We start from the raw sequence: 11,622 nt of genomic DNA, 5'->3' as shown, positions 1-11,622 counted from the left end.
GGATCCTGCGCCCATGAGCTATGAGTTATCACAACGCCCACTGATGATCGGTCAGGGCGTTTCGCTGAAAAACCGCGTGTACTTCGCGCCGATGGGCATCGACCTGGCCACCTCGGACGGTTCTCTGTCCGAGGAAATGCTCAGTTTCTATCACCATGTGATCGACGGTGGCTGCGCCATGGTGGTGCTGGGCAACTCCTCCATAGCGCCCTCCACGCGCCTGCATGCGCGTGGCCTGTGCCTGCACAGCCATGCCAACGTGGAAAAGCTCGCGCCGCTGGTGGAGTACGGTCGCCAGCGGGACTGTCCAGTGGTGGTGCAGCTTCAGCATTACGGCGCCCAAGGTGGCACTCAGATCAGCGGCCAACCGCTGCTTTGCCCGAGCCGCAGTGCGTTATCCGGCAGCCGCGGCGCCGAGGCATTGGAGATGAGTGTCGAGGACATCGACGCCGTTTGCGATCAGTTTGCTCAAGCGGCTCTGCGAGCCAGACAGGCCGGCGCCAGGATGGTCCAGCTTCAGGCCTCCAATGGCTACCTGCTGAGCAGTTTTCTATCGCCCTGGACCAACCATCGCAATGACGCTTACGGCGGCAGCCCGCTCAAGCGAGCGCGGTTTCTGTTGGAAGTCATCGACCGCATTCACAGGGTTACCGCAGGAGAGCTGGAGGTTTCCGTGCGCCTGGGCATTGATGATTGCGTAGGCGCCGACGGGCAGCAACCGGAACTGCTCCAGGATGTGGTGGCTGCCCTGGAAAACGCCGGGACCTCGGCAATCATGTGCTCGATCACCATCAAGGAAACCTTCCGCTACATGCTGTCTGCCCATCCGACGATTCAGCAACAGTTCGTCGAAGGGGTACGCCTGATCAAGTCATTCACCTCGCTGCCGGTCGGCTATGCCGGTTTCATTGGCTCCCTGCAGGAAGCAGAAAATCAACTGCGGCTGGGTCACTGTGACCTGATCGGTATGAGCCGAGCCCTTTTTGCCGACAACGACCTGATCAACAAATCGCTCGCCGGCCATGAAGACAAGGTTCAGCAATGCCGGTTTGACGGTAACTGCTTTCGGGACAAGAGCAACCCGCAACTCGACCGGGTGTATTGCTGCGTGAATGAGCACTACAAGCGTCCCGCTCACATCCACTACGGAAATCAATAACATGGAATTTCAAGACAAGAACATCGTCATTACCGGCGGTGCCAGCGGCATCGGCCTGGCGGTGGCAAAACAACTGGCCAAAGCGGGCGCACGCCTGTTCCTGATGAGCAGGAACCAGCAAAAGGCCGACGCCGCTCTAGAGATACTGGGGGCTTCGGCGCAGTTCATCTTTTGCGATGTGGCGTCGCACACCTCGGTAGCCGAGGCATTCGCGACGGTGGATGGCGAGGTGGATCAGTTGCACTTTGCAATTAACAACGCCGGCATTACCGCCCCCTACGCACCGATCGCGACCAGCGCACCGCAGGATTGGGACAGGGTCATCCACACCAACCTGAACGGCCCCTTTTACTGCCTGCAAAAAGAACTGGAACTGATCAGCCGGTACCCCGATGGAGCGATCGTCAATGTGTCTTCGTGCGCGGGCGTAATGCCTATGGCCAATCAGGCCGCCTACGTCGCCAGCAAGACCGCGCTCAATGCCTTGACGCAGGTCGCGGCCATGGAGAATGCCTGCGACAGCGAATCCGGTTTTGCCGTACGCGTCAACGCCGTAGCGCCCGGGCCGACACTGGGCGGTATGAACTCTGCGGAACGGCTGGCGGCCCACCCGGAAAACACCCAGCGCAAGCGTGACGTGACCGCCATGAAACGCTTTGCCCATCCAGAGGAAATCGCCGACGCGATCGTGTTTTTGTTGAGCCGCAGATCCAGCTACATCACCGGCTCGGTGCTCAGTGCCGATGGCGGCTATCACATCGGCAAATTCTAGGGGCAATCATGGCTAGCATATTGATCACCGGTGTGAGCACCGGTATCGGCAACGCTCTGGCACGTTACCACTTGGCCAGGGGCGACGAGGTGCTCGCGGTATCACGCAATCCTGCGGCCAATATCCCGTCACAGGAGCGCTTTCACTTCCTCAGGTGCGATTTGACCGATATTGACCGCGCCCCGGCAATCTTGCAGGCGTTGCTGTCGCGCTCCTCCGCCCCGGTAGACACCGTCTACCTGAATGCGGGTCGGTTCGGCAGCCCTCCACAACTGGCCACGCAAACCTCGATGCAGGAGTTCAACAGCGTCCTGGCACTTAACCTGGGCGCGGTGAAAATGGTCCTGGATATCCTGTTGAGTGCGACGCAGCCTCCCAGCACCGTGGTGTTTTCATCATCGATTTCGGCCGTGCGCCAACGGGCCGGGATGCTCTCATATTCGGTCTCCAAGGCGGCGCTGAACGCTCTGGCAAAGATCTATCACCTGGAAAACCCACACACATTCTTTGCCGTGCTGGGGCTCTGCAACGTCCAGACGACGGTGGCGAAGACCATCATGGCGGCGGATGAACGCTTCAGTGATCTTATCGCACTCCGCCAACGGGCGGCAGTGCCCGGCTACATCGTCGACGCAGAATCCCGCGCTGCGCATATCGTTCAGGTCTTGGCCGAGCGCCATCATCTTGGACTGAAATCGGGTGAGTTCCAGGAAATCCGCGACTTGTTGACCCAGCCACTCCAGGAGGAGACCCGCAATGACCCAATCCACCCATGAAAAAATCGTACGTGTCGGCGCTGCATACGACATTCTCGCGATGGCTCCCTTCGCCTTGCCGATCGTGTCCGTCTGGGCCTATGCACTGATCCAATGGGTTGATTTGCAACTGGGCTTCGACAGCCACTTCTCGGCGCTCGACCCCACGGCTATTTTCCTGCTCAACATCGGCGCCTGGGCATACCTTGTGTGGGGCGTTGTACGTTGGCGAGCCCCTACCCGCGAACATGCCCGTCTCAGCGCCCTACTACGCGTGATCGTAGTGGTAGTGCAGGTAGTGGCCGTCAGCAGTGGCGCTTCACCTTTCCTGCTGGTGCTGGGTGCCGTTCAATTGTTGCTGGCGGTGCTGGAGTTTTCGCATAGGTTATTCGAGCGCAGCGGTGCCCCATCCAGCCGAGAAGAGGCACGCGCTTACTGATGCCGCCGGGGGCCAACCTGGTGCTTGATGGAGGCCCCGCCTTCATCTCCTCGACATCGCCCGCGGACCGTCCACCCACTGAGCGTTCCTGCTTACCCTAGCTTTAGTCGGATATTTCTGGGGGTTCAAGCGCGACGGCTAACAACCCCACAGTGCCGCGGTAGTGTGGGGTTGCTCTCTGTCGGCAAGTTGGCTTTGGATGATGTTGGACGCGTGGTTACCGTGCGGTTGCCGGCAGCTCCTGGCACCACTTGATAGAACGCAGCGCTTCCTCGGCAGGCACAAGCGCGTAGCGCGAGTAAAACAGAGCCCAGCCGAGCGAACCAAACGTTCGCACATCTGGTGCTTCGTTGCTGGCTCGTCGGCATCTATTGTCCAGCTACCCGCACCTTGATAACAACCCACGCTTGACCCACTCCTGTAGGAGCGAGCTTGCTCGCGAAAAACCCAAACGATAACGCAGCGCCTGAAGCCAAAATCCGATTCCCTTGCCGCACCTTGCGCCATCGTGCCAGCTTGTGCGCTGGGGTGGCCGTCCCTAAGGTGGCTCGGGCGCTGAATTGTTCAGTGATCGGTTTAGTAGCCTGAGGGTTTACCCATACCATGTGCACAAGCGTCATCGACCAGCAGCTATCGGTCGACTGACTGGAGTGGGACGGTTACGCTGAAGTTTTCGTATGGCTGGAAAGCGCATGACAAAGGTGTACCAAGGAAGCTGCGTATGCGCAGCCGTCACTTACGAGCTATCCGCCACGCCGACAGCAGTGAGCCATTGCCATTGCCGCCAATGCCGCAAAGGCCATGGAGCCGCATTCGCTTCTTACGGCAGTGTTCCCCGTAACGCACTACGAATACTTTCCGGCGCCACGAGCATCAGAACCTATGCATCCTCACAGGCGGTGTCACGCGAATTTTGCACGCACTGCGGCTCGACATTGTTCTGGTCACGCTCTCAAGGCGAGTTTGCCGATTGGGTGTCGATAGCGTTGGGCACCCTCGACACGACATTCATACCTGAAAAGCAAAAACACGTTCACGTCGACTCTGCAGTCTATTGGTACGCGCCGTCCAAATCATGTTCCCAGGGCGGGTGACTACTTTCAGTCCCTATTCAGTTAGTTACGGTAGGAAGCAAACGATACAGAGCGCTTTACACAGTCTCGACCAGCACAAGACGCTCATTAGCACTCAAGGCAAAATATCGATTTGTGTCGTTTCAAGGAAGGCAAGAGTGTCCATCATTAAAATGAAATCACGGGCCGATTGTCGGCTCATCTCCATGCTGCTGTTATTGGCAGGTTCAGTGCCCCTCTCTGGTTGCCATCGGTTGACACCCGAGCAGCGAGTGAATGCCTGGGTTGATAGCGGTGGTAAGTCCGCTCCAACTTATCTCACCTCAGAAGAAATCAAGCGCATAGAAGAGAGGCGTTATGGCAGGGTTTTAGGCACTACCTTGGCTCAAAATGTGTTCTGGGCGAATGGCGAGGGACTGCGAGGCAGCGTGAAGCTACGTATGAAGCTTGATCGACAGGGCGACGTATTGCGCTGCGAGGCGCAGCCAATGGACGCTGGAAGTCCACCAGGCTTTACGAATGTCGTCACGGATGTGTGCTGGAGCAGTATCTGGGAGAGCGTTCCGGAAGGACTTCAGAATCCAGTTGATGGCACCTTTGAGGTCACCGTGCCTTTGATAGCTTCTGGTAATACCTCACCCATTTCTGATTACGAACGCAGACACCAGAGGTCTGCTGTTGAAAGCCGTTTTTTCTGGGACAACGTGGTGGCCAAGCAATCAATAAATGCGTTCGGCCAAGCACGCTTCGAATTCACTGCCAACGCAAAGGGCCAAGTCGCACGTTGCGATGTCACGTTGAAAAAAAACTATCTGCGCCCTGAACATTTCCACCCGGATCCGGCGTTACAAAAGGCACTTGCAACTGAATGCTTGCAACTCGATCTGCAACAAATGTCAGGGTTTCGTGTAAGGGAAGATGGAGTAGCCCACCGCGTCGTTTTTGTGGAGTACTTGCCTTGGAAAAAACAGGTGGGGAGATATTCAGAGTAAGGCCCGCACTTTATGCGCGATCCTGCTTATCCCTACCTTTAGTCGGATATTTCTGGCGGTTCAAGCGCAACGGCTAGCCTTCAGCCTAGCGTAAGGGATAACGCTGAACTATCGGTCCATGAAGGGCCAGTACGCCTCGTCGTCCCGACGCTTTATCTGCTGAGGAGACGATAATGAAAATAACCTTGAAACGGTTGGCGTGCCTGGGTGCAAGCTTCACCAGCGTGCTCGCCATGGCCGATGCGGCCAGCCCGCCGCCGCTGTCACCTGCGATTCCCTTCGACGTCACCGCCAATGCCCCCTTCACCCTGGACAACCTGCAACACGATTTCGACGTGCTGTCGTGGCAGACCTTCGTCGCGCTGAACTGGCCCGCCAACGCCGACGGCAGCGCCAATACCTCGGCGCAGATCGGCGCGCCGGGGCAGACGGTGTGGGAGTCGTGGAAGGAGAGCTACGAGATTTTCCTGCCCCAAGGCCAGAAGCCTGTCGCCTGGAACCAGAAGTCGCCGCTACCCCCGGCCTGCCAAGGCAAGGGTGACCTGCCCGTGCTGCAGCAGATGGGTAAGGTTGCTGGTGTGCTCGACGAGACCATCCAGCCGTTCAAGACCGGCCCACTGGTGGACCAGAACGGCACTTACACGCGCAACGCGATCATGGTCAACCAGCCGATGTTCGACAACATCGTCAACAATGGTCTGTACAGCAAGGAAGGCCAACAGGCTTTCTTCACCAAGGCCGACAACCGCATCGCCTTCTCCTGCGGCGTGAAGGAGGACAAGGAGGTCGGCGCGATCATGGTCAAGTCGGCCTGGAAGGTACTCGGCGGCAACGACAACTCGCAGGACTTCCACGCCGTCGACGCGCTGGTCTACACCCCAGGCAACGCCGACCCGAGCAAGGGCGCGGTGATCCCCGAATCGTGCAACGTGCAGAAGGTCGGGCTGGTCGGCCTGCACATCGTGCACAAGACCAAAGATGCGCCGCAGTGGGTGTGGTCAAGCTTCGAGCACGTGCGCAACGTACCGGAAAAGACCACCCCCATGAACGAGCGCAAGGGCCCCTACCTGTTCTACAACGCCCAGGCCAGCGACCGCCCGGTGAACGAGCCGCCCGCGCAGCCGTGGGACCCGTCGAAGAAAGCCACACCCTCGCAGATCGTGCGGGAAATTCCGCTCACCGCCGCAACCCACCAGCTCAACGCGCAATGGCAAGGCGCGCTCAAGGGTACGGTGTGGGCCAACTACCAACTGATCAGCACCCAATGGCCAACCGCCCCCGCCGATGACTGCCAGGTGCCGTCGCCAACCAACCCGCTGGGCACGCCTGCGCCGAACTTCCTGGCCAACGCCACGCTGGAAACCTACAACCAGGGCACTACGCCGCAGGCTTCATCCAGTTGCATGGAATGCCACAACAACGCGACCACCCGGGTGACCCAGTCACCGCGCACCAGCTTCGCCGATTTCACCTTTCTGCTTGAACGTGCCCAATCCACCGGTGCCAAGGAGTGATGCCATGAACGACCCGAACCTGCAAGACTTCATCGACCTGTCTGCCGAGCTCACTGGCCTGTCAGCCAAGCTGCTGGCGCCTGCCGTCGACCCGATCAACCTGCCTCCGGTGTTCTTCGACACCGCCCAGCAAGGCATGGGCACCGAAGCGTTCAGCAAACTGCTGAACCTGTACGTCCCTATCAAAGGCCAACCCCATGAGCAGATCGCCAGCGCCATACTCGGCAGTTCGGACCCGCAGATCGCCAAAGGCGCCCGCTCGATCATGAAGCTGTGGCTGCTTGGTAGCTGGTACCAGCCTTATGACCAGGGCACCGCCAAAGAGCATGACATCCGCGTAGTCTCCGACCAGGCTTACAAGGAAAGCTGGGCGTGGAAAATCGCCCAATCCCACCCCATGGGCTACAGCGAGTACCACTTCGGCTACTGGGCCGAGCAGCCACCGACCCTCAAGCAATTCACCGGTGTCGACGCCAAGGAAGGGCAGCAGCCATGAGCACTCTAAACACCCAGAACATCGAAACCGCCGACGTGATCGTCGTGGGCGCCGGCATGGCCGGCAGCGTCATGGCCTACCAGCTGGGCCTGGCCGGCTTGAAAGTGCTGGTGCTCGAGTCGGGCCCGGCGATACCGCCTAACCGCAGCGAGTACCTGGAGCGTTTCTACACCGCCGTGCTCAAAGCGCCCGAGTCGCCCTACCCACCGGAGCAGAGCAAGCAGACCCCGGCCAAACAGTTCGCCCCGCGAGCGACTATCCAGGACTTGATCACCGCCGGCAGCGACGACAAGGACAAGGTGCAGAAGAGCTACCTGGTACAGAACGGGCCGCAACTGTTCGCCAGCACCTACGAGCGGGTAGGCGGCGGCACTATGTGGCACTGGATGGGCACGGCCCTGCGCCTGTTGCCCAACGACTTTCGTATGCAGACCAAGTACAAGGTCGGGGTCGACTGGCCGATCAGCTACGACGACCTGCAAACCGCCTACTGCCGCGCCGAGGAAGAGATGTGCGTGTCCGCCGATGTGGCGTCGCAGAGCTACCTGGGCGTGACCTTCCCCCATGGCTACCAATACAGCATGCACGGCATTCCTCCATCGTTGGTCGACCAGGGCGTGGGCAAGGCCATCAATGACAAGCAGTACCAGGGCTTCACCCTCAACGTGCGGCAAACGCCAGCCGGGCGTAACTCGCAGAACGACAACGGCCGCCGGGTATGCGCCGGCAACACCAGCTGCACGCCGATCTGCCCGATCCAGGCCAAGTACGACGCTACCGTGACCATGGCCAAGGCACTGGATACCGGTAACGTGCGGATCCTCTACCAATGCGTGGCGAGCAAGGTGCAGGTCGATGCCAATGGGGTCACGGGTATCGATTTCATCCAGTACCAGAACAACGGCACGCAACAGAACGGCACGGCCCAGGGCAAGCGCTACGTGATCGCCGCCCACGCGATCGAAACGCCCAAGCTGCTGCTCAACTCCATCAGCCCGCACAGCCCCAACGGCGTGGCCAACAGCAGCGGCCAGGTCGGCAAGTCGTTGGCCGACCACCCGGTGTACCTGGCCTGGGGCCTGATGCCTGAAGGCAAGCCGTTGTTCCCGTTCCGTGGGCCACTGTCCACCTCGGGGATCGAAGACATGCGCGATGGCCCGTTCCGCAGCGAGCGTGCCGCGTGGCGTATCGAGATCGGCAACGAGGGCTGGAATTGGTCGGCGAATGATCCGTACACCACGGTTTGCGATTTTATCGACGGCGACAACAATGGCGGCACCAACAATGGCGGCGCCGACCACAAGAGCGAGGCATTGTCCGGCGTGGCGCTGGTGCAGAAGCTCAACAGCGTGCTGACCCGCCAGTTCCGCTTGGCCTTCTTGATCGAGCAGGTGGAGAAAGACCCCGAGCATGCGCAGTGCCGGGTGGAGAGTAGCAAGCATTTCACCGACGGCTTGGGCCTGCCTCGGCCAGAGATCGCCTACGAACTGTCCGACTACACCAAGGAGGGCTTCAAGCAGGCGCGCCTGGCCGCCACGCATATCATCACCAAACTGATGGGCGCCACCGAGCTGACCGACCTGAAGCCCAAGCTCAAGCCCGGCTCGCAAACCGTGTTCGAGTACGACGGTCAGAACTACGCCTTCTACGGCGCTGGCCACCTGATGGGCACCTACCGCATGGGCTCGGACCGCAGATATTCAGTGGTGGACAAGGACCAACGCAGTTGGGACCACCCCAACCTGTTCCTGGTGGGCGACGGCGTGTTCCCCTCCACCGGCACCGCCAACCCGACCTTGACCATCACCGCGCTGACCTTCCAGGCCGCCGACGTGGTCGCCAGCGACCTGCTCAAGCGTACCGTGCAGGTGCAGGCCAGAGACCCCTGGCAGGGCACCGGCGTGCAGGTCAACGGACAGAGCTGGCAACTGGCGGTGTGCACCGGTGGGCAGTGGACGGCCAACCCGGGCACCGGCATGGTCGGCGCGGCGGGCCACCCAGGCCTGACCGCCAAGCCCGGCTATACCTTGCCCGGTCAAGCGGAAGGCGCGTTGATCGGGCGTATCGGCACCAGCGGCGCGCCGTTCCTGGTCGGCAACCAGGCGCAATTGCCGCGTGGCCAACAGGGGGAGTTGCAATTGTGCATCAATGACGACCTGGCCGGGCGCTACGGGGCTGGCCTGAGCGATAACCAGGGCAGTCTGTCAGTGGAGGTACGTTTCGGGTCGGTGTAGGCGTTGTCATAGCAACCCCACAGTGCTGCGGTGATGCTGCAGTGCTGTGGGGTTGCTCTCTCAATCCCGTCACTTACAAGCTATCGGCCACGCCTAACGCCGTGAGCCATTGCCATTGCAGCCATCGCCTCAAAAACCGCCAAGCCGCATGATATGAGTCGCCTGAGCCTCATCTGTCCGCTTGAAGCCACAGCGCTCATAAAAGGCGCTTCCTTCAGCCGTAACCGTGAAAAGACGCACGACCTGAAACCTGAGAGCGGCGCGTTCAACAAGCGCCTTTACCAGCGCCTGCCCGACGTGTTGCCCCCTTGCCGAAGCTGCGACGTAAACCCGCCGCAGTCTGGCCACGTTATTGTCAGCATAGGGATCAACTGAAAGACCGCCGATGCCGATCAGTTGCTGATTCAAATAGGCCGCCATCAGACACTCGCCGGGTGCATCAAAGCGGTTTGCTCCAGAGTGCCATTCGTTAATCAGACGCGTGAGGAACCTGAAACCCTCGCCAACGGCTTCCTTTTCCAGCGCTTGTATCTGGCGCGGAAGGTGGGTGATCCGTTGAACCTCATATCGTTCATCCATCCCTGCCTCCAATATGAAACGCGTTCAATGCTAACAATTTCGTCTGAGGTGACGAACACGCCTGTAGGAGCGAGCTTGCTCGCGAAAACCCCAAACGATAACGCAGCGCCTGAAGGCAAAATCCGATTCCCCTGCCGCACCTTGCTCCATTGCCTACGCCTGCGTCAGAATCCGCCGGCTTGTGCGCTGAGGTGGCCGTCTCTAAGGTGGCTCGGTCGCTGAATTGTTCAGTGATCGGGTTTAGTAGCCTGAGCTTGGGTATCTATTAGTGCATGAGTTTCATCAGTCAGACAGTGCGTCTGTGCTTGATGGTGGCTGTGCGTAGGGCGTCTTCGGGCGCGCCGGCTTTAGATATCCACCGGTCTACTAACCTGCGTACAGCTGCCACCCACTGTTTAGTAGCGGAAAGGTGGTGGCATCACTCAGGATGTCTACTCATGTCAAAAGCAGATTCAACAACGCTCTTCACCGTCGCCCCCAACGCCAGCAACGAAACCCTCATCACCAACACCTACGAAACCTTCACCAGCGTCAGCACCCTGCTGCTCGACCTGTCCGAAGACCTCAACGGCAAACACCGCGACATCGCCCTGGCCATCCACCAACTGAGTGAACTGGGCGTACTCCTCACAGCCAGACTTCTTGACCGCGAAGTGCCCTGCCCTGGGTGATGATTAGCTCTTCAACTTATTAGACCGATGATTCGCCGCGTCGTCATAAGCCACTTACAACGACTCGGCGATTTGTTTTTTATGGCCTTGGTGGATTCAGCCCAGGCACAAAACCCTCTGCGATGACGAGAGCGGCGACTGCTTTCGGCCAAAAGCAATCCTCCAAATGAGATCTACAATACTAGGGCCGATTCACACTTTACCCTGGGCCTCCTTGATATCCGATGAGCTTCTGAAGCGTCATCAGGCATACGGGCGGCAAGAATTCGCATTCCTGGGCACTGAACTGAAGAAAATGGTTGTGGTGCGGTAGCTTCGGCAAAAAAACGTATCACTTTGTATATCTAAGCTACGCTACGTCTGAGATGAAACATTCCAGAAAGGGATTCGTCATAAACGTGAAGCGACTACTTCTGTTAAGTGGCCCCATGGCCAGCGGCAAAACATCTGTTTCCGCAGTTCTACAAGAACACTTTGGTTTTTTTCCAATTAGTAGTAGTTATTTTTTGCGAACGCAGTTGGTTGGCCAGGGCGTAGTGCCTGACCGTCACAAACTGCAGGAGCTTGGCGACAGTCTGGATAGGTCTACTGACTTTTCGTGGGTCATTGACTCAGTCGCCAGACCGGCAATCAACGCCCGGCCGGATGTCGATAATTGGTTGCTGGACTCCGTCCGCAAGTCGAAACAGGTGGAGCTTTTCAAGCATCACTATGCGGCGGCGGTTATGCACATACATATAGACGCGCCTGAGTCCGTTCTGCAGCAAAGATACGCTGAGCGTAGCCCGAATCATCTCGCGGAATATCAAGCAAATGTACGACACCCCAATGAGCTGAGTGCACGTTCACTAGGAAGTATGGCTGACAAGGTTTTCGATACCGGAGCACTTACAGCTCCTGAAATCGCACTTCAGATAATAGAAATCTGGGAGAGGTAG

The 11,622-nt window shown here is 58.9% G+C and carries 12 protein-coding genes; 11 read left to right on the top strand and 1 reads right to left on the bottom strand.

Annotation, left to right across the window (positions count from 1 at the left end):
* Positions 1 to 13: 13 nt before the first annotated feature.
* The 9 genes from JFT58_RS17625 to JFT58_RS17585 all read left to right on the top strand — a co-directional run bounded on the left by JFT58_RS17625 (position 14) and on the right by JFT58_RS17585 (position 9,434).
* On the top strand, positions 14 to 1,159 hold the full coding sequence (locus tag JFT58_RS17625; protein WP_054898589.1) for an oxidoreductase: 1,146 nt from the start codon (positions 14 to 16) through the stop codon (positions 1,157 to 1,159).
* Between the two features lies 1 nt (position 1,160).
* Positions 1,161 to 1,931 (top strand): SDR family NAD(P)-dependent oxidoreductase, encoded by a 771-nt coding sequence (locus tag JFT58_RS17620; protein WP_054898590.1) that lies wholly within the window; start codon positions 1,161 to 1,163, stop codon positions 1,929 to 1,931.
* A gap of 8 nt (positions 1,932 to 1,939) precedes the next feature.
* Complete coding sequence (locus tag JFT58_RS17615) at positions 1,940 to 2,707, top strand: SDR family NAD(P)-dependent oxidoreductase (protein WP_054898591.1); 768 nt, start codon at positions 1,940 to 1,942, stop codon at positions 2,705 to 2,707.
* Positions 2,688 to 3,125: a hypothetical protein gene (locus JFT58_RS17610; protein ID WP_054898592.1), complete on the top strand. Its 438-nt coding sequence runs from the start codon at positions 2,688 to 2,690 to the stop codon at positions 3,123 to 3,125. Before JFT58_RS17615 ends, JFT58_RS17610 begins: the two co-directional genes overlap by 20 nt.
* A gap of 692 nt (positions 3,126 to 3,817) precedes the next feature.
* A complete protein-coding gene (locus tag JFT58_RS17605) occupies positions 3,818 to 4,219 on the top strand; it encodes a GFA family protein (protein ID WP_082423452.1) in 402 nt (133 codons plus the stop codon).
* A gap of 137 nt (positions 4,220 to 4,356) precedes the next feature.
* Positions 4,357 to 5,190, top strand: a complete 834-nt coding sequence (locus tag JFT58_RS17600) for a hypothetical protein (protein WP_054898593.1) — start codon at positions 4,357 to 4,359, stop codon at positions 5,188 to 5,190.
* A 173-nt stretch (positions 5,191 to 5,363) separates the two neighbouring features.
* Complete coding sequence (locus JFT58_RS17595; RefSeq protein ID WP_054898594.1) at positions 5,364 to 6,704, top strand: hypothetical protein; 1,341 nt, start codon at positions 5,364 to 5,366, stop codon at positions 6,702 to 6,704.
* A 4-nt stretch (positions 6,705 to 6,708) separates the two neighbouring features.
* Positions 6,709 to 7,200 (top strand): sorbitol dehydrogenase, encoded by a 492-nt coding sequence (locus tag JFT58_RS17590; RefSeq protein WP_054898595.1) that lies wholly within the window; start codon positions 6,709 to 6,711, stop codon positions 7,198 to 7,200.
* Positions 7,197 to 9,434 carry a GMC oxidoreductase gene (locus JFT58_RS17585; protein WP_054898596.1) on the top strand — a complete coding sequence of 746 codons (2,238 nt, stop codon included), beginning with the start codon at positions 7,197 to 7,199 and terminating at the stop codon, positions 9,432 to 9,434. Before JFT58_RS17590 ends, JFT58_RS17585 begins: the two co-directional genes overlap by 4 nt.
* A gap of 129 nt (positions 9,435 to 9,563) precedes the next feature.
* Here the strand turns inward: JFT58_RS17585 and JFT58_RS17580 are convergent, their stop codons facing one another.
* A complete protein-coding gene (locus JFT58_RS17580) occupies positions 9,564 to 10,013 on the bottom strand; it encodes a GNAT family N-acetyltransferase (RefSeq protein WP_054898597.1) in 450 nt (149 codons plus the stop codon).
* A 437-nt stretch (positions 10,014 to 10,450) separates the two neighbouring features.
* Here JFT58_RS17580 and JFT58_RS17575 point away from each other — a divergent pair, with 437 nt between their 5' ends.
* On the top strand, positions 10,451 to 10,684 hold the full coding sequence (locus JFT58_RS17575) for a DUF6124 family protein (RefSeq protein WP_054898598.1): 234 nt from the start codon (positions 10,451 to 10,453) through the stop codon (positions 10,682 to 10,684).
* Positions 10,685 to 11,049: 365 nt separating this feature from the next.
* Positions 11,050 to 11,622, top strand: a complete 573-nt coding sequence (locus JFT58_RS17570; protein WP_254989604.1) for an AAA family ATPase — start codon at positions 11,050 to 11,052, stop codon at positions 11,620 to 11,622.

The organism is Pseudomonas sp. MF6767, from assembly GCF_016405475.1.
Classification (GTDB): Bacteria; Pseudomonadota; Gammaproteobacteria; order Pseudomonadales; family Pseudomonadaceae; genus Aquipseudomonas; species Aquipseudomonas paracarnis.
The sequence above is the reverse complement of the archived record's forward strand: the minus strand, read 5'-3'. Positions and strand labels throughout refer to the sequence as shown.